Below are 19,577 nucleotides of genomic sequence, written 5' to 3'. Positions count from 1 at the left end.
CCTGACGAATAATCTTTTATTTATCGATTATATTAGTTATTTTATTAACTATTTCGTAAATATCTATTAACTCGGATTCTTTCTCCCATCTTTTTTTAAATTCTACTTTGTTTTCTTTTAATGATTTAGGTCCAATTGTTACTCTCATAGGTATCCCAATTAAATCTGCATCTTTAAATTTGACACCTGCTCTTTCATCTCTATCGTCTATTATAACTTCAATTCCCTTTTCTTTTAGTTGTTCATAAAGTGACATGGCAACATCTAGTTGGTCATCTTTTTTAACATTTACTGGCACTATTATTACATGGTAAGGAGCAATAGGTAAAGGCCAGATAATTCCGTTTTCATCATAGTTTTGTTCTATAGCTGCAGCCATGGAACGTGATACTCCAATACCATAACATCCCATAATCATATGGTTGTTAGTACCATTTTGATCTAAAAAAGTTGCATTCATAGATTCTGAATATTTTGTACCAAGCTTAAAAATATGTCCTACTTCTATACCTCGTGTAGCTTGGAGTAAATTTGAACATTCCGGACATTTATCACCTTCAACAGCATTACGTATATCTATAATATGTTCTGGTGTAAAATCTCTTCCCATGTTTACATTAATAAGGTGAAATCCATCCTCATTAGCTCCACATACTAAATTTTGCACCATGCTTACCTCAATATCAGCATAAACCTTTATATCAAGCCCAACTGGACCTACATAACCAAAGCTAAAACCCATTTCCTCTTTGACTCTATTTTCATCTGCTATATCAAGGTGATTGCAATTTATGCTATTTTTAAGCTTTATTTCATTAAGCTCTCTATCACCCCTTAGGACAATAGCTATTAATTCTCCATCTGCTACATATAGCATTGTCTTAAGAAGTTTATTAGTGGGTATATTTAGATAATTAGATACTTCATTAATTGATTTTTGTTCTGGTGTAGAAACTTTTGTAATATCTAAGAATTCTTCTTTGATAATATTATCTTCACTATATTTACATTCAGCTTTTTCAATATTAGCTGCATAATTACATTCATCACAGTATACTATAACTGATTCACCATTATCTGCTAATACCATAAATTCGTGATTTTCACTTCCACCTATTGCACCACTATCAGCTTCAACAACACGAAACTTAAGATTCATTCTTTCATATATGTTTTTATAAGCTTCATACATTTTTTTATAAGAAATATCTAAAGCATCATAATCATTATCAAAGGAATAGCAGTCCTTCATTATAAACTCTCTACCACGCATTAGCCCAAATCTAGGTCTTATTTCGTCTCTATATTTGTTCTGAATTTGATAAAGCATAACAGGCATATCACGATAGGAATGTACATCTGCATCAACAATAGCTGTTACAATTTCTTCGTGAGTCGGACCAAGCGCAAAATCACGTTCATGTCTGTCTTTTAACCTAAACATCTCATCTCCATAAACAGACCAACGTCCTGATTTTTCCCATAGTTCTTTGGGCTGAACTATAGGCATTATAATCTCTTGTGCACCAGCATTATCCATCTCTTCACGCACTATATCCATTATTTTTTTTAACACTCTATTAGCTAGTGGTAAATATGAATATATACCAGCACTTGCTTTTCTAATAAAACCAGCTCTTAATAGTAGTTGGTGGCTAATAATTTCCGCCTCATTAGGCACTTCTCGTAATGTAGGATAAAATAGTTCAGAAGCTTTCAAAAGTACTACCTCCTTATATACTAAAGTAATTATTAATTTTGGTTTCACTGTGAAAAACTAAACTTAGACTATGGAATCGGCTGAGCAAACATGTTTTTCGTAGTTACTTTTTGTAACAAAATCAAAATTAATAATTATACAGTTTTATTTCTTGTAATAGCTCGTCCACTAGGTTTTCATTATTTACTTTGCGTATAATTTCTCCATTCTTAAATAGTAAACCAAAACCTCTTCCTCCAGCAATACCCAAATCAGCTTCTCTTGCTTCTCCAGGACCATTTACTACACAACCCATAACTGCTACCTTTAAGGTCTTATTTATATCTCTAATTTTTTTATCAACTTGTTCTGCCGTTTTTACTAAATCTATTTCACAACGCCCACAGCCTGGACATGATATAAGCTCAATGCCTTTGTTTCTTAAATTAAGCATCCTAAGTATCTCATATGCCGCCCATACTTCGTTTACTGGATTATCTGTTAAAGATACTCTTAATGTATCTCCTATACCTTTATAAAGTAACATCCCTAGTCCAAAGGAAGATTTAATTAATGCTCTTTCTGTTGTTCCTGCCTCGGTTACTCCAATATGTAAAGGATAGTCTATCATTTTGGCTATTTCTTGATAAGCATCAATAGTTAATTTGACAGATGAAGCTTTTAATGAAACCTTTATATCATTAAAGTTCATATCTTCTAAGATTTTTATGTTTTGCATTGCACTTTCAACCATAGCTTCTTTGGTTACACCATTATACTTTTCTAAAAGACGCTTATCTAGGGAACCTGCATTCACACCAATTCTTATAGGTATTTTTCGTTCTTGACATGCTTTTACAACTGTTTTTATTTTTTCATTGCTACCAATATTACCTGGATTTATTCTTAGAGCATCTACACCAGAATCTATACTTTTTAATGCTAATTTATAATTAAAATGTATATCTGCAATTAAGGGTATTTTTATTTGCTTTTTTATTTTACTAATACTAATAGCAGCTTCATTATCTACTACCGCAACTCTTACTAATTCGCAACCTGCCTTTTCTAGCTGTTTTATTTGCTCTACTGTAGAACTTACATCTCTAGTATCGGTATTAGTCATAGATTGAACCACTATTGGGTTATTTCCACCAACTAATTTATCACCAATTTTTATAATCTTTGAATGTTTAGCCATGCTATCATCCTCTAATCCATCTGATTATGTCGTTATAGGTTACCACAATAATTAATGTCATAAGTAATACAAAGCCTATAAAGTGTATAAATCCTTCTTTTTCTGGAGGTAGTGGTCTACCTCTGATAGCTTCTATTACTGCAAATACAATTCTACTTCCGTCTAAAGCTGGAATTGGCAATAGATTCAGTATTCCTAAATTTATGCTTAGTAATGCTGTAAAACTCAGCAGGTATACAATCCCTCCTTGCGCAGCATCACCTATCATCATGGTTATTCCTACTGGTCCAGCTAAATCATCAGTTGAGGCGCCTCCGGTAAATAACATTCCTAGTGCTCCTAATATGGCTACTGTCATGTCATAGGTTTGTTCTAATCCAAATTTAATGGAATTAACAATTCCTTGTTTTTCAAATTCATGTTCACTATATACTCCTATTACAGGAGTATTTGTTGCTTCATTGATAACAGGGCTTATTTGTAGAGTAACAACTTCTTCATTTCTTTGTACTGTAAGTTCTAGTAAATCACCTTCATCACTAGTTTGAATAACTCCTACAAAATCTTCCCAATTGTTAACCTCTAGACCATTTATTGTTAACACTCTATCACCAGCTTCTAATCCTGCAGTTGCAGCTGGTTGCCCTTCTAATACATCACCAATTATAGGGGTATCTAAAGGTTTTGGTATACCAATAAACGTAAAACTAATCACAAAAATAAGTGCAGCAAGCACAAAATTCATAAATGGACCTGCAAATGCTACTCCTATTTTTTCTAGTGGTCTACGTTGGTTAAATCCATTAGGATTATCATTGTCATCAGGATCCATTCCAGCCATTCTGACATATCCTCCTAAGGGTATAGCCCTTAGAGAATATTCCACACCGTCTTTATTAATTGATAATAACTGAAATCCAAATCCTAGACTAAATTCATGTACTTGTATTCCTGCTCTACGTGCAGCCCAAAAATGTCCTAGTTCATGAACAAGAATTAGTACAGCTATTATAATAAGTGTAATAACAACTGTCACTTTGTTAGCGCCTCCCTTTAAAACTCATGACTAATATTTCTTGCCCAAGCATCAATCTCTAATATTTCAGTAATACTTGGATTTTTAACTAATTGGTGCTTTAACATAACCTCTTCAACAAGTTTGCTTATTTCTGTAAACTTAATAAAACCATTTATAAATTTATCTACTGCTATTTCATTTGCTGCATTCAAAACAGCAGGCATTGATCCTCCTTGCTTTCCTGCTTGATATGCTAATTCTAAAGCAGGAAAACGCTTAGTATCAGGTTTATCAAAATTTAATGTACTAAGAGTAGTAAAATCAAGAGGTTTAACGGGTGATTCTAATCTTTCAGGATAAGTTAAGGCATACTGTATTGGGATCCTCATATCAGGCAAACCTAAATGAGCAATAAATGATCCATCAATCAGTTCAATCATAGAATGAATAATACTTTCCTTATGAACAATTACATTAATATTTTCGTAATCTATATCAAATAAATGATGGGCTTCTATAACTTCTAACCCTTTATTCATTAAAGTAGCCGAATCAATCGTAATTTTTGGCCCCATTACCCAGTTAGGGTGCCGCAATGCTTGCTCTAGTGTAACTTTTTCAAGTTGCTCATAAGTATAATCTCTAAAAGGTCCTCCTGATGCAGTTAACCAAATATTTTTTAAATATCTTTCTTCACCTTGTAAGCATTGATATACAGCTGAGTGTTCACTATCTACAGGAATCATTTGACTATTTGAATTTTTAATTTTTTGCATTACAATATCCCCAGCACTTACTAAGGTTTCTTTGTTAGCTAATCCTATTGTTTTGCCAGCTTCAATTGCCTTAAGAGTTGGGAGTATCCCAATTGCCCCACTAACAGCAACTATTACTATATCGACATTGCTTAAAGCACATAAATGAGTCATTCCATTAACCCCTGTTAGTATTTCAGTGTTATTAATATCTATTCTATTTTTTAATTCGCTATAGTACTTTTCATCCCCAATTACAACATATTCAGGTTTGTATTTTAATACTTGCTCAGTAAGTATATTCAATTCGTCTTTAGCTGCTAATCCAATAATATTAAATTTTTCATTATGTTTATCTATTACTTCTAAGGCTTGCTTACCTATTGAGCCTGAAGATCCTAAAATAACTACATTTGTTTCTTTTTGCATTATGTCCTCCTCAAAATTAATCCATCAAATAATCCTGCTCGATAACAAGCAATAAAAATTACTACTGTTACAGGTCCTAAAATTATTCCTATAACTCCTGCTATCCTTAACCCTATATAAAGAGAGATTAAAGTTACTAGAGGATGTAGTCCTATATTATCACCTACTATTTTAGGCTCAAGAAATTGTCTTACTATCGATATTGTTATATACAAAATTAATAAACTTAGTCCCATAAATGTATTCCCTACAACAAATTGCCATATTATCCAAGGAATAAATATTAACGCCGGACCTAATATTGGTAATATATCAAGTAAACCTATTAAAATCCCAATTGTTAAAACATAGTCTACTCCTAATAATTTTAAGGCTATTACTGTAATAATAGTAGTTACCGAAATAAGTATTGTGTAAGCTTTGAAAAAACCAACTAATGCTCGAAATAAATCTCCAACTATATTACGAGTCTTTGACCTAACATTAGATGGTATTATTTGCAATATAAATTTTCTAATTATAGCACGATCTTTCATGATAAAAAAGGTAGCTACTGTTGCAATCATTATAAAAACAAATATATTAGGTAGCATTGTAAGTAAATTCACAAGATTATTAATAATGCTTTCTGCTACTGTTTGGATAATTTCAATAGCATTCTCGATGTTATCTTCTATTGCAGTATGTACCTGTGGCGGAAGATCTAATCGTAGATAAAAAAGACGAAAATCACTTATAGCTGCTAAAATATTGTAAGTTAATTCATCTGAATAAGATAAACCTAATTTATATAGGGCCATTAATTCTCTAGTTACTACCGATATAACCAAAGAAATAATATATACTAAGCCACCAACAACTAATGTTAAGCTTAAAAAAACAGATAAACTTCTACGCATTTTTGTTTTATTTTCAAAAAAATGAACTACTGGTTCAATTAAAACTGCTAAAATTATTGCAAGCACAAAAGGAAGTATAAGATTAGGGATAAAAGTTAATATATCACCTACTATAGGAAAGACGTAAGTAAAGAGTAAAAAAATAGCATAAAGAGCTAATACAATAATAGCTAATTTAGTTAATATTTTAATGCTTTTTTGTAATTCAGGATCCACATGTTTCCCTCACTTTTCAATACAATTAATACATTAACACTAACCTAATCTTCTTATTTATATAAACATATTCAAATAGAATGTAAAAAAGTAATATACTGTTGGTAATACTAAAATAAAACTATCAAACCTATCAAGAACCCCTCCGTGGCCAGGTATGATATTACCTGAATCTTTTGCATTGCAATACCTTTTTACACTTGATATAAATAAATCACCTAATTGTGCCATTATACTAGCAATTATACCTAGTGTTATTAAATTTATGAACTCAATATTGTTTAAAGGAACAAAAGAGAAATATCCAATTGTTATTACAACTGAAAAAACTATAGACCCAATAGCTCCTGCCCAAGTCTTATTAGGGCTTAATAGTGGCGCAATTTTTTCTCTTCCAAATAATCTTCCAAAAAAATAACCACCTACATCGCTAGCCCATGTAAGTATAAAAGCTAATAATATTATCCAAAAGGCATTATTTAAAGTCTGTACGTTAATAGCATAATGCAGTAAATAACCTATATATATTGAGCCAAATAAGCTTAATGATATCTCTCCAATGGTTTTTTGTGGATAAAAAACAATAGTAAATAGTACTATAGTAAATATTAATATAAATATGATAATTCCTATAAATTCTAAGTAATAGCTAGAAAACAAGATGAGAAACATTGTTAAATATCCTAATAACCATAAAGGGGCTAAACCTTTACTCGAAATCATGTTATAAAATTCAAATAGACCAAGTGCTGCTATTAAAGCAAATAATAATGTCCAGTAAATTCCACCTTGGTAAAGAATAAAAGTTAATATAGGTATAGTGACTATAGCTGTAAGTATCCGCGTACTAAGCATATATTCTCCTCAACTCCTATTTAATTCCGCCAAATCTCCGATCTCTTTTTTGGTAATCAACAATAGCTTTAATTAGGTCTTTTTCTCCGAAATCTGGCCATAGTTTTTCTGTTATCCATAATTCTGAATAGGCTATTTGCCATAGCAGAAAATTACTTAAACGCATTTCACCTGCTGTCCTAATCAATAAATCCGGATCAGGAATATTGCTAGTATATAAAGTGTTTGACAACATTTGTTCATTTATATCATCAATAGTAATTAAATTAGCTTGAATTTGTTCTGCTACTTGTTTTATGGCATATATTATTTCAGTTCTTGATCCATAGTTTAAAGCTATATTAAAAATCAAACCAGTATTATTTTCGGTCATTAAAATTGCACGATTAATTTCTTGTTTACATGAATTGTTTAGTACCTGAATATCACCAATTATTTGAATTTTGACATTATTGTCATGAAGTTCTTTTATTTCTTTGTTTAAATACTCAACAAGAAGTTCCATTAGATAACTAACTTCACCTTCAGGTCTTTTCCAATTTTCAGTAGAAAAGGCATAGACAGTTAATACCTGTATCTTCAATTCAGTACAGGTTTCAACGACTTTCCGTAAACTTTTCATACCAGCACGATGACCTGCGGTACGTGGTAATAATCTTTTTTTAGCCCACCTACCGTTTCCATCCATAATAATTGCGATGTGTTTGGGTAAAGTCTCTGAATTTAATTTTGTTCGGTAATTTATATTCTTGCTCACTAGAACCCTTCTCTCCCAAAATACAAAACCCCCGACATTGTGTGGGGGGTATTGCTTTTTTAAAAAACAACAATTCAACTTTTTGCAAGCTTAAACTTCCATAATGTCTTTTTCTTTTGCTTGAAGTACGGAATCAATGTCTTTAATATATTTATCTGTTATTTTTTGAATATCATTTAATCCTTTTTTTAATTCATCCTCTGATATAACCTTGTCTTTTTCAGTATCTTTTAACATATCATTAGCTTCTCTTCTAATATTTCTTATTGCTACTTTGCCTTCTTCAGCCCTTTTTTTAACTACTTTTACTAATTCTTTTCTTCTTTCCTCGGTTAACTGAGGTATGGCTATACGAATTACATTACCATCATTAGTGGGGTTTACACCTAAATCAGACTTTAATATAGCCTTTTCTATATCAGCTATGCTTCCTTTATCCCACGGTTGAATAACTAACAATCTAGCTTCTGGTACAGTAATACTAGCCAACTGATTTAGTGGTGTTGGTTCACCATAATACTCTACCATAACTTTATCTAACATAGCAGGATTTGCTCTACCAGCCCTTAACGCTGCAAAATCTTTGGTTAAGTGTTCAATTGATTTTTTCATCCTATCTTCACTATCTTTAAGTATATCATCCATCATTTTTAATTACCTCCCTACATAGGTACCTATATCCTCACCCATAACAACTTTATATATGTTGCCCTTTTTAGTTAGGTCAAACACTACTACAGGTATAGTATTGTCCATACACAGAGAAGTAGCAGTAGAATCCATAACACCTAAACCCTTATTTAATACATCTATATATTTTAAATCTTCAAATTTTTTCGCATTAGGATTGTTTAGTGGATCTGAATCATATACCCCATCCACCTTCTTAGCCATTAATATCACATCAGCTTCAATTTCAGCTGATCTTAAAGCTGCTGCAGTATCAGTTGAAAAATATGGATTACCAGTACCAGCCGCAAATATAACAACACGGTTCTTTTCTAGATGTCTAATTGCTCTTCGCCTAATATATGGTTCTGCTACTTCTTTCATCTCAATTGCTGACATAACTCTAGTCTCCATGCCCTCATTTTCAAGAGCATCTTGTAATGCCAATGCATTAATAACAGTAGCTAGCATCCCCATATAATCAGCTGTTGATCTATCCATTCCCCTGGCACTGCCAGATACTCCTCGCCAAATATTGCCTCCTCCTACTACTACAGATACTTGAACTCCTAACTTGACTACTTCAACAACTTGGTTGGCAATAGAGGCTAATATATCATGTTCTATTCCATAACCTTTATTACCAGCTAAAGCTTCTCCGCTAAGTTTGAGAACAATACGATTATATTTGGGATTTTGCAATTTATTACCTCCTGAGAATGACCTTGTTTGCTTTATACAGTTATGTTTATTCAGACTTTATTTGTGACATTACTTCTGAGGCAAAATCTGTTTCTTCTTTTTCAATGCCTTCTCCAACTTCATAACGAGCAAAACGTCTAATGTTAATGTTTTCTCCTATTTTGGAAATACTTGTATGAATTAAGTCCTGAACAGTTGTATCTGGATCTTTTATATACGCCTGTTCTAATAAACATCTTTCTTTAAAGAATTTTTCTATTCGACCTTCTACCATCTTCTCTATGACTTTTTCGGGTTTCCCTTCTTCAATCGCTTGAGCTTTAAGTACTTCCTTTTCTCTATCTATATCTTCTTGTGGAACTTCTTCACGAGAAATATAATCTGGATTAGAAGCTGCAATTTGCATAGCTATATCACGAGTTAAGTTTTTAAAATCTTCGTTTTTAGCAACAAAATCTGTTTCACAATTTATTTCTACTAATACTCCAATACGTCCACCACCATGAATATATGAAGTTACAAGCCCTTCACTTGCTACTCTGCCTGATTTTTTAGCAGCCTTTGCAAGCCCTCTAGTTCTTAATTCATCAATAGCTTTTTCAATATCACCATTAGTTTCTACTAAGGCTTTTTTGCAATCCATCATACCTGCACCGGTTCTTTCTCGTAGTTCCTTTACTAATTGCGCACTTACCACAATATTTACCTCCTTATGTAAAAGTAATTATAAAATGTATTTTTAAACAATAGTAAGTTTCACAAAAAAGGGGCGTACAGGAAAACCCTTCACCCCTTTTCTACTTACTCGGCTGTTTGCTCTCCCTGTTGGCCTTCTATTACAGCATCAGCTATTTTTGATGACATTAATTTTACAGCTCTGATAGCATCATCATTACCTGGAATTACATAATCAACCTCATCCGGATCACAATTAGTATCAACTATAGCTATAACAGGAATATTTAGCTTTCGAGCCTCAGCTACAGCGATTCTTTCTTTTCTTGGATCTACTACAAAAACAGCACCTGGGAGTTTGTCCATATCTTTTATACCACCGAGGAAACGTTCTAACCTTTCTCTTTCGTTTATTAACCTTGCAACTTCTTTCTTGGTTAAAACTTCAAACATGCCATCCTCTTCCATCTTTTCAAGTTCCTTAAGACGATAGACTCGCTTTCTAATGGTTTTAAAGTTAGTAAGCATCCCACCTAGCCAACGCTGGTTTACATAGTACATACTACACCTTTCAGCTTGCTCTTTAATTGTTTCCTGGGCTTGTTTTTTAGTACCAACAAATAATACTCCCTTGCCCTCTGCAGCTACATTTTTAACAAATGTATAAGCTTCTTCAAATTTTTTTACTGTTTGCTGCAAATCAATAATGTAAATGCCGTTTCTCTCCATATAAATATAAGTCGACATTTTAGGGTTCCAACGTCTTGTCTGATGTCCGAAATGCACTCCTGCTTCAAGCAGTTGCTTCATAGTAATTACTGACACAGACTAACACCTCCTTTAAGTTTTATTCCTCCGCTACTTCATCATTTTTGGAGACTGTTACTTCTGTAACAGCACTTTCCTTAAACTCTGTAGCGTGTGTAATTACCAAAAATTAATATACCATATGGTTAAAGGCTTTGCAATAATACAAAGTATCTAAAAGCATTTTACACCAAAAAAGTCGAAGATATACTCTTCGACTTATAATGCTTTCTTCGTTTTATTAAGATTTAATATCAAACTAACTTCACCTTGACCCCTGCCTAATAATTGAGCAATTTCTTTAATGTCATAGCCTTTTTCATTAAGAGTTTTAACTGCAATATATGGATCAACTGCTTTTAACTCATCTAAATGATTTACATCAATTATATTTTTATCATTTCTTTTTAAAAATAAACTAATATTACTCTTATTACTGTTAGTATTTTTATTCATTTCTTCATTTATTTTTAATATATCTCTTACCCAGTTAGCTTTCTCCTCTTCTAAAATATTCATATGATTGTTTATTTTTAATCCTAATTGGTTAAGCCTATTAACCATTTCTTTACTAGTCATGTTTAATTCTTTTGCAAGTTGGTAAACACGTATTTTATTAGAATTACTTTTATTTGAATTTATTTTTTGTCCTTTTTCATTAGACTGTAGAGGTTGAGTATTTTTATCACTTGCTAGGTTGGACATTTCTACTCGATCCAAAATAGTCTGCGAAACATCAAGTGATTGATCCAATATTTTTTCCAAGTTTTCTTGAATATCTTTTCCTTCATTCACGATATCTTGCACTTCATTTTTAAAATTTTCCAAATACTGCTTATGAATATATATTGATAAAATTGTAATGACTAAAAGAAGAACAGATATTAGCATTAGTACATTTGTAATTGTTATCACCTACTTATATTTTTACATCTATATTATTACCTTTTTCTGATACCAATTCTTCTTTATTCTCCTTTTTTTCATCATTTTCCTTTTTATTTTTTTCTTTTTTACGCTTATTTTTTTTATTTTTCTTTTCTTCTTTATCGTTAATATGTGCAGATTCTGGTTTTATTGGCTTATTAGTAGTTTTGCTATCTTTTTCTTTTTGCTGATTTATTTGATTTATAAATTCTTGTTGTCTATTAGATTGTTCTTGTTGCTGAGTTTGTTGTATCCTTGCTACATCACCAACTCTTTGAATGAGGACCTGCATATCAGTACTTCTAATTGTCATTTTTTAAGTCCCCCCCAATCTTTTAATTATAGTGGTGAAATAACAACATCACCATTCTCTAAAATAAATTGAGAATACTTGATTTCATCATTTACTAAATATATAGATTGACCAATATAAATTTTAACACCGGGATAAACAACTTCTGTTGCTTTAACTTTTGCGTTATTAATATTTTTAAATTCTTCTTCTAATATCGCTATTCTTTTATCCATATTAGTCAATTCTTGTTTACTTTTTTTCAACTCATCTAACATTTTAATTAATGTTAAACGCTTTTTCTCAGTTAAATTTTCAGGTGAAATACCTCGCTTCTGGTATATCTGTAAATTATGTGATAAGTGATCAAAAACCTTTTTCTTTTCATTTCTATTTTTTATTAATTCCTGATATTCCTGCCTATATTCTGGCTTTATACCTACATTAATTATTGTTTGTGTACCTATTTGTGATCCAATAAATTTAGCTTCAATTTCCTGTGACGCCTGAATATTACCTCCAACTATGGTAGCCCTTCTTTCAACAACCTTTATGCTCCCTCCTGCTTTAACCGAAGATTGCATTATTGCATCACGAATATATATATCGCGTCCAGCATCTAAACGTGAATTTTCTGCAAATCTAGCATATATGTTTTCACCTGCTTTTATATATCCTCTTATTCCTCCTGTTATTCCACCTTTTATATATATACTACCTTCTGCTAGTATTTGCGCCCCTTCAACAAACCCATATATCTCAATATCTCCCTCTGCCTTGACAGTAAAGCCACTATTCACATTGCCCCTTATAACTACATTGCCAACAAATTCTATATTTCCAGAAGAATAATCTACATCTCCATCATGTTCATATATAGGCTTAACTACTACCTTATTATCTATCATAGTAACATGTCCAGCCGCAGACGCATATAATATTAACTCTTCTTTATCACAAACAGTATTTTTACCTCTAGGTAATAATTTATCTTTCCCTGGTTTTGGTTTAATTTCATTGCCATATACATCTATACCTGGATTACCTTCATCAGGTGGTGTTCGTGCTGCTAACAAATCACCTGTTTTTACGTTGTGTATTAAATCTAAATCCTGATAATTTGCTTTTCCTTTTTCATCTATTTTGGGTTTAGCTATTCTTTCCCAAGGAAGAGGGAATTTATATGTAATAATAGCATCTTTACCGTTGACAGGAGGTTTTCCTTGAGATATGTGAATCCGTTTGTTCCAATTTTCTTTTTTAAGAGCTTCTTTAATTTTTTCCTTTTTAAGTTGATATACAACCGAATTTTCATTTAAAGTATTTATTACATCTTCATACTCGCAAGGTTTACCGTCCCCTAATGGAGGGGTTACTTCAATATATGCATTAAGTTTTTCACGATCGACAATTACTTTAACTTGACCATCAACTTTCACATTGCTATTTGTTTCATTATCTGTCATCAGGTCCACCTCTCTTTTTTAAAAAAGTAATTGTTTTTTCTTGCTTAAACTCCCTCTCAACCTAAGAATAGCTTTGGTATGAAGCTGTGATATTCGAGATTCTGATAAAGTTAATACTGCTCCAATTTCTTTAAGAGTTAAACCCTCATAGTAATACAAGTAAATAACTGTTTTTTCTTTTTCAGGAAGTTTAGTAATTGATTTGGCTAAAATATCTTTTATTTCTCTAAATTCTACTAGCTCAACCGTGCCTGTAGAATTATTATCCTCAAGCATATCAATAATTCTTTTTTTATTATCCTCTTCATCACCTGTAATAAAATCATCTAATGATATTATCGTAGTAGATGCAACATCTTTTAATAATTGATGTAGGTCATCTACACTTATCCCCATTTCTTTTGCAACTTCCTCATCAGTAGCTGATCTGCCAAGCTTAGCTTCAAGCTTAGTATAAACTTTTTCTAATTCTTTACTCTTTTGTCTGATAGAAACTGGTACCCAGTCCATTGAACGTAATCCATCTATCATTGAACCCCTTATACGAGTCACTGCATAAGTTTCAAATTTAATATTTCTTGTATGATCATATCTTTCTATAGCATCAATTAAACCCTCTATACCATAAGAGATTAGTTCATCTGTTTCTACAACAGATGAAAGATTAATAGCTAGTCTATTAGCTACATATTTAACCATAGGTGCATAATGTATTATAAGTTTGTCTCTAGCCTCTAAATCATCATGGTCTTTATATTTTTCCCAAAGAAGGCTTAATTCGCTACTACTCATTTATATTGTTCGCTCCCCATGTCCTATAGTTCTTACAAATAAATCTCCTGTTTCAACATTAAAAATAATAGTGCGACCATAATTGCCACCTGTATCTTTAGATACTATTTTTATTCCATGTTTTTTTAGGTTTTCCTCCACAGCTTGAGCATTACGTTTCCCTATCTTCATTATGTCACTTTCACCAGAAAACTTAAACATTTGTGCACCACCTGCAATTTTTGCTGTAAGCATTGTGGTATTGCAACCCATTTTATTCATTTCCTCCAAAGCCATTTCTATTGCAGTATCAGCAAACTTAGCTTTATTTAATACTTTTTTGGAATCCAGGCTGGATGGCAACATTATATGAGCTAAACAACCTATTTTAGCAGACTTGTCAAAAACACATATACCAATACAAGACCCTAATCCTGCAGTCATAAGTTTATCGGGTTTTTTAGCAATGTCAAAATCAGCCATACCCACCTGTATAATTTTACTCATTTAAGCTCACCCCAAGTGCTGATAAGATGGTATCTAACGATCCTGGCTCCGGAAGTAAAAAGAAATGCCCTACAACATCCTTTTCATCTTTTTTAAAATTAGTTTCTAATACTAAAACATGATCTGCCACTTCACCAAATTGAGCTAATACAGCATCAACAATTGCTCCAGCCATATCTATACCTATTGCCGGTACAGATGGTGAAAAATCTAACTGAGTAAACATACCTAGCGCATTTAAATATGTTGCAGCTATAATATTTCCTAATTCCATCATTGCTGATATTTCCATATCATCAAGTTGTTCTTTAAGTGTCTGCCCAACAGGCCTTCCCATAAGCATATCAATTAGTAAGGAAGCTTTTTCAATAGGTAAAACAAAGATTATATTAGTTGGAGCAGAGCCTGAAACATTAAAAAATACTCCAACAACATGGGAATCTGCTCCACCAATTAAATCAGGTACACTTTGAAAAGGAAGTATGTTTACATTAGGAACACTCATGTCAATTTTGTCATTTACCATCTGACCAAGCGCTGTTGCAGCATTTCCAGCACCAATATTTCCTATTTCTTTTAATGCATCAATCTCTAAACCTGATAGTTCATTATAATCTCGAGTCATAATACTCCACCCCAATTATTTTTCATCTATTTCAATAACTTTTTCTATATCAAGTAATATAATTAATCTATCACCTATATGAGCAACACCTTCAATAGTCTCAGCATTCATTGAGTTATAAACTTTGGTAGTTTCTTCTATATTTTCTTTGTTTAGTCGTAAAACTTCGGATACACCATCAACAATAATGCCGATTTTAACTCCATCATAGTTAAAAACTATAATCCTTTTTTCTTCTTCATTGCCTTTCGATTCTATATCGAACTTTTTATATAGATTAATTATTGGAATAATATTACCTCTTAAATTCATAACACCTTCAACAATCCGATTAGACCTAGGAACCCTAGTAATATTTAATAACCTATTTATTTCAAGAACATATAATATATTAACTGCATACTCTTCTTCACCTAAATTGAAAGCAACAACTTGCAGTTCGTCTTCAAAACTATTTAAATCTTCCTTGTTAATATTAACCGATTCCAAGTGGCACACCTCCATATTATATTAAAGTAGTTATATCTAGAATCAATCTAACATTACCATCCCCAGATACTATTGCACCAGCTAATCCTGGTATACCAGCAAGAACTTTACCCAAAGATTTGATAACTATCTCTTGTTGCCCAATTAAAGTATCAACAGCCAATCCTATTTGTTTATCAGCTTTTCTAACAACAACAACATACATTTCATCATCATTGGTTTCAATATTAGGGACTTCTAACAAATCACCTAATCTATATAATGGTAAAACATGTCCTCTAAGCATTACCACTTCTTGGTTTTGTATCATTTTTATATCATTTTTAGTTATTAGGGTTGTTTCATCTACCGAACTTAATGGTATAGCATATATTTCTTCTTTAATAGAAACCATTAATGCTTGAATAATTGCTAAAGTTAATGGAAGTTTAATTTTAAATTTAGTCCCTCTACCAGCTACAGATTCTAAGAAAATCTCTCCATTTAAAGCTTCTATTTTAGAACGTACTACATCTAATCCTACCCCTCTACCAGATATGTCTGTTATATCTTCTGCAGTACTAAAGCCAGATGAAAATAGTAAGTTAACTATTTCCTCGTTTTTAAGTTGCGTAGCCTCAGATTGTGTAATTATATCTTTTTCGATTGCTTTTCTTAATATTTTTTCATGATTAATTCCTTTACCATCATCTTCCACCTCAATATAAACATGGTTTCCCTCATGCTTTGCTTTCAACCATATTGTACCGCTTATAGACTTTCCTTTTTCTACTCTAACTTCAGGCGGTTCAAGGCCATGGTCAACAGCATTTCTTAATATGTGTACTAATGGGTCACCTATTTCATCTATAACTGTTCTATCAAGTTCAGTTTCCTTTCCTTCTACAATAAAATCTACGTCTTTATTGAGTTCTTTAGCTAAATCCCTAACCATACGTGGAAATCTATTAAACACTTGTTCAATAGGAACCATTCTTACTTTCATAACTACAGACTGTAAATCAGCACTAACTCTATCTATTTGTTCTATTGTCTCATTTAAATCAGGAACTCTTTTGTTAGCACCAATCTGCTCAAGTCTTCCTTTGTGCATAACCAGTTCGCCAACTAAATTCATTAAATTATCTAACCTATCAATATCAACTCTAACAGTTTGTTTGGTTCTATTACTTTTATTGCTAACTGCTTCAAAATCATTAGCTTCCTTTTCCTCAAAGGTGTTATTTCGAGGAATTGCTTTAGAACTTGCTTCTAGTAAACTTACATTTATATCATTAATTGCTATTACTTCTATTTCAGATATTTTATTAATACGATCCATTAATACATCAATGGAAGTAGAAGTTATTACAAATAATTGAAATTCAGTGTCAAATTTACCTTCATCTAAATCTTGAGCAGAAGGTATTGATTTTACAATTTCACCATCTTCTTCTATCGCCTTAAAAACCATAAATGTGCGTACAGATTTCATTAAACATTTTTCATCTACTTTTGCTTTTATATAAAAGGTATTAAAGTTTAAAGTTGCTGCTTCCCTAAAAATTGTTATATCGTAATCATTAAGATCTAACTCTGATTCTTGAATATTTAATTTTTTAGATTCTTTACCACTTTCTTCTTTAGTTTCTTTTTCAATTACCGCAGCAGCCTCTATATCACCTGCTTTTATGTTTTGAAGAACCTTTATAAGGTCGCTATTGTCTAAATTCGATTTTTCCTCTAATTCAATATTTTCAATCATAACCTGGATTCTATCTAAACATTGAAAAAGGGCATCGATTACAAAAGAGTTTGCTTCAAGCAATCCATCCTTTAAATCCGATAACACATTTTCCATATGGTGTGTAAGATCAGCTAAATCTTCAAAGCCCATTGTAGAAGACATTCCTTTTAGTGTATGAGCTGATCTAAATACAGCATCTATAGCTGATGGATTTTCTTTTGTTTTTTCTAATTCAAGTAATTTTTCATTCAAAACTTGCAAATGCTCTTGGCTTTCTTCTAGAAAAACATCTAAATATTTGGACATATCCATATTCATACAACCACCTCCTAAGTGTATTAAATCATACTTATAATTTCTTTAGTTATATCTTCAAGTGGAACTATACTATCTACGTTTCCTGTTTGTATAGCTGCTTTAGGCATACCGTACACAATACAGGTTGACTGATGTTCTGCTATTACCTTACCACCTTTTTGTTTTATTAGATGTAAATTCTTCGAACCATCACTTCCCATTCCAGTCATTATTACACATATAATATCTGACCAGAAATGTTTGGTTACTGATAATAACATTTCATCTACCGATGGTCTGTGCCCTTTAATCGGATTATTTTGGTTTAAATTTATAATTAAGTCTTTTTTAATTTGGTTATAAATGCTTTCAACATTTAAATGATAATTACCGGGTGTTATATAAGCACAACCCGGTATAACCTTTTCTCCATGTTCAGCTTCTTTAACCTTTATTTGAGATAGAATGTCTAATCTATCTGCAAGGGATTTGGTAAATCCAGGAGGCATATGTTGAACTATAAGTATAGCCGCATCTATGTTTACTGGAATTTTAGGCAACACTTCATGAAGTGCTTTAGGTCCTCCTGTTGAAGTTCCCATAACTATAAGTTTTTTTAACTGCTTTTTATAATCTATTTTTTTCGTTGGGGGTTTAATTTTAACTATACTATTTAAGTCGTGATTTATATTTAAATTCTGTAATTTTCTTTTAGCACCTGCCGCAATTCTAATTTTTGAAATTATATCATCTTTAACCTTTTCAATATCTAGTGATATTGAACCTGAAGGTTTGGGTATAAAATCAACTGCTCCAAATTGTAATGCTTTTACAGTTTGCTCTGCTCCATTTTGAGTTAAACTGCTAAGCATTATTACAGGTACTGGATTAGTATCCATAATATTTTTTAAGGCTGATAAACCATCAAGTTTGGGCATCTCTACATCCATAGTTACTACATCTGGAGAGAATGTTTCAATTTTTTGAAGTGCATCATTACCATCCCTAGCCTTTTCTATTACTTCCATATCAGGATAGCTGTTTATAATATCGGAAATAACTTTCCTCATAAAGGCAGAATCATCAACTACTAGAACTTTAATTTTGTTCATAGATTTGCCCCCCTTTATACTATAAAAGCCCTTTTTTTCTCCATTCTCTTTGTTTTTCAAAAATAAAATTAAATATTTTATCTCTATCACTCTGACTAATATCATGATATTCAAGCGCCACTTTACATGTTTCACCTTTTGTTCTAGGTTTTTCCAAAAGTCTAATTACTTTTGCTTTACATAATACTGGTGTTCTATTAGGTAACTCAATCTGAATTTTTACTATATCACTTTCTTCCAGTGATGCTTTGGTATTAATTAAAGCACCACCAGCACTTATATCAACAGTTGTTCCATCACTAAAATCTTCTCCCCTTTGATCAAATATCTTTATATTCAACATCACAGGAAGTCTTACATACTCTCTACGTTGTATTTTTTTAAAATTAGTAGGCTTTTTAATTATTAGTACTGGTATTGGTTCTTTTTCTCTAGCTAATATATTAGAAATAAAAGCAAAAGTATCATTTTTATGATTTAAAACAATTTCTATTGTCTGTCCAACCCTTATAGGAACAATTCTTCCTTTTTTCATTGGAACAGATATATGTATATTTTCTTCAGTTATCTCTTCTATTCTACTAGGTAAATACTCTTTTTTTTCATCATTATTTATTAATGCAACATCAATTAATTGATTAACTTTTAAATGTTCGTTCATAGATTTGCACTCCTAGATACAC

General features: G+C 31.7%; 21 protein-coding genes. All 21 read right to left on the bottom strand.

Annotated features, from left to right (window positions below; translation table 11 throughout):
- Positions 1-16: 16 nt before the first annotated feature.
- The 21 genes from SYNTR_RS02975 to SYNTR_RS02875 all read right to left on the bottom strand — a co-directional run bounded on the left by SYNTR_RS02975 (position 17) and on the right by SYNTR_RS02875 (position 19,555).
- Positions 17-1,720 carry a proline--tRNA ligase gene (locus tag SYNTR_RS02975; RefSeq protein WP_156203128.1) on the bottom strand — a complete coding sequence of 568 codons (1,704 nt, stop codon included), beginning with the start codon at positions 1,718-1,720 and terminating at the stop codon, positions 17-19.
- 127 nt (positions 1,721-1,847) lie between these two features.
- Positions 1,848-2,900, bottom strand: a complete 1,053-nt coding sequence (gene ispG / locus SYNTR_RS02970; RefSeq protein ID WP_156203127.1) for a flavodoxin-dependent (E)-4-hydroxy-3-methylbut-2-enyl-diphosphate synthase — start codon at positions 2,898-2,900, stop codon at positions 1,848-1,850.
- 4 nt (positions 2,901-2,904) lie between these two features.
- On the bottom strand, positions 2,905-3,936 hold the full coding sequence (rseP, locus tag SYNTR_RS02965; RefSeq protein ID WP_156203126.1) for an RIP metalloprotease RseP: 1,032 nt from the start codon (positions 3,934-3,936) through the stop codon (positions 2,905-2,907).
- A gap of 17 nt (positions 3,937-3,953) precedes the next feature.
- Positions 3,954-5,102: a 1-deoxy-D-xylulose-5-phosphate reductoisomerase gene (locus tag SYNTR_RS02960; protein WP_156203125.1), complete on the bottom strand. Its 1,149-nt coding sequence runs from the start codon at positions 5,100-5,102 to the stop codon at positions 3,954-3,956.
- On the bottom strand, positions 5,102-6,217 hold the full coding sequence (gene ytvI, locus SYNTR_RS02955) for a sporulation integral membrane protein YtvI (protein WP_156203124.1): 1,116 nt from the start codon (positions 6,215-6,217) through the stop codon (positions 5,102-5,104). The genes SYNTR_RS02960 and ytvI overlap by 1 nt, the downstream gene beginning before the upstream one ends.
- Before the next feature lie 57 nt (positions 6,218-6,274).
- Positions 6,275-7,072 carry a phosphatidate cytidylyltransferase gene (locus SYNTR_RS02950; RefSeq protein WP_156203123.1) on the bottom strand — a complete coding sequence of 266 codons (798 nt, stop codon included), beginning with the start codon at positions 7,070-7,072 and terminating at the stop codon, positions 6,275-6,277.
- Between the two features lie 16 nt (positions 7,073-7,088).
- Positions 7,089-7,829 (bottom strand): isoprenyl transferase, encoded by a 741-nt coding sequence (locus SYNTR_RS02945; RefSeq protein ID WP_156203122.1) that lies wholly within the window; start codon positions 7,827-7,829, stop codon positions 7,089-7,091.
- 90 nt (positions 7,830-7,919) lie between these two features.
- Positions 7,920-8,477, bottom strand: a complete 558-nt coding sequence (gene frr / locus SYNTR_RS02940) for a ribosome recycling factor (RefSeq protein ID WP_156203121.1) — start codon at positions 8,475-8,477, stop codon at positions 7,920-7,922.
- Between the two features lie 6 nt (positions 8,478-8,483).
- Positions 8,484-9,200, bottom strand: a complete 717-nt coding sequence (gene pyrH, locus SYNTR_RS02935) for a UMP kinase (RefSeq protein WP_156203120.1) — start codon at positions 9,198-9,200, stop codon at positions 8,484-8,486.
- Between the two features lie 46 nt (positions 9,201-9,246).
- Positions 9,247-9,897, bottom strand: coding sequence for a translation elongation factor Ts (gene tsf / locus SYNTR_RS02930; RefSeq protein ID WP_156203119.1), 651 nt, complete (start codon positions 9,895-9,897; stop codon positions 9,247-9,249).
- A 104-nt stretch (positions 9,898-10,001) separates the two neighbouring features.
- Positions 10,002-10,700, bottom strand: coding sequence for a 30S ribosomal protein S2 (gene rpsB / locus SYNTR_RS02925; protein WP_156203118.1), 699 nt, complete (start codon positions 10,698-10,700; stop codon positions 10,002-10,004).
- Between the two features lie 201 nt (positions 10,701-10,901).
- A complete protein-coding gene (locus tag SYNTR_RS02920; protein ID WP_156203117.1) occupies positions 10,902-11,597 on the bottom strand; it encodes a translation initiation factor IF-2 N-terminal domain-containing protein in 696 nt (231 codons plus the stop codon).
- Positions 11,598-11,601: 4 nt separating this feature from the next.
- Positions 11,602-11,922, bottom strand: a complete 321-nt coding sequence (locus tag SYNTR_RS02915; RefSeq protein WP_156203116.1) for a hypothetical protein — start codon at positions 11,920-11,922, stop codon at positions 11,602-11,604.
- A 26-nt stretch (positions 11,923-11,948) separates the two neighbouring features.
- Positions 11,949-13,367: a DUF342 domain-containing protein gene (locus tag SYNTR_RS02910; RefSeq protein WP_156203115.1), complete on the bottom strand. Its 1,419-nt coding sequence runs from the start codon at positions 13,365-13,367 to the stop codon at positions 11,949-11,951.
- Between the two features lie 18 nt (positions 13,368-13,385).
- A complete protein-coding gene (whiG, locus tag SYNTR_RS02905; RefSeq protein ID WP_156203114.1) occupies positions 13,386-14,159 on the bottom strand; it encodes an RNA polymerase sigma factor WhiG in 774 nt (257 codons plus the stop codon).
- The gene (locus tag SYNTR_RS02900; RefSeq protein WP_156203113.1) at positions 14,160-14,645 is read right to left on the bottom strand and encodes a chemotaxis protein CheD; all 486 of its coding nucleotides are present in this window, start codon (positions 14,643-14,645) and stop codon (positions 14,160-14,162) included.
- Positions 14,638-15,270 (bottom strand): chemotaxis protein CheC, encoded by a 633-nt coding sequence (locus SYNTR_RS02895; protein ID WP_156203112.1) that lies wholly within the window; start codon positions 15,268-15,270, stop codon positions 14,638-14,640. The genes SYNTR_RS02900 and SYNTR_RS02895 overlap by 8 nt, the downstream gene beginning before the upstream one ends.
- 15 nt (positions 15,271-15,285) lie before the next feature.
- On the bottom strand, positions 15,286-15,759 hold the full coding sequence (locus tag SYNTR_RS02890) for a chemotaxis protein CheW (protein ID WP_243140226.1): 474 nt from the start codon (positions 15,757-15,759) through the stop codon (positions 15,286-15,288).
- 16 nt (positions 15,760-15,775) lie between these two features.
- Entirely contained in the window at positions 15,776-17,803 is a 2,028-nt protein-coding gene (locus tag SYNTR_RS02885; RefSeq protein WP_156203110.1) for a chemotaxis protein CheA, read from the bottom strand.
- Positions 17,804-17,823: 20 nt separating this feature from the next.
- Positions 17,824-18,894 (bottom strand): protein-glutamate methylesterase/protein-glutamine glutaminase, encoded by a 1,071-nt coding sequence (locus SYNTR_RS02880; RefSeq protein ID WP_156203109.1) that lies wholly within the window; start codon positions 18,892-18,894, stop codon positions 17,824-17,826.
- A 19-nt stretch (positions 18,895-18,913) separates the two neighbouring features.
- Complete coding sequence (locus tag SYNTR_RS02875) at positions 18,914-19,555, bottom strand: flagellar brake protein (RefSeq protein WP_156203108.1); 642 nt, start codon at positions 19,553-19,555, stop codon at positions 18,914-18,916.
- Between the last annotated feature and the right edge of the window lie 22 nt (positions 19,556-19,577).

It is taken from the genome of Candidatus Syntrophocurvum alkaliphilum (assembly GCF_009734445.1).
In the GTDB taxonomy this organism is placed as follows: Bacteria; Bacillota; Syntrophomonadia; order Syntrophomonadales; family Syntrophomonadaceae; genus Syntrophocurvum; species Syntrophocurvum alkaliphilum.
The sequence above is the reverse complement of the archived record's forward strand: the minus strand, read 5'-3'. Positions and strand labels throughout refer to the sequence as shown.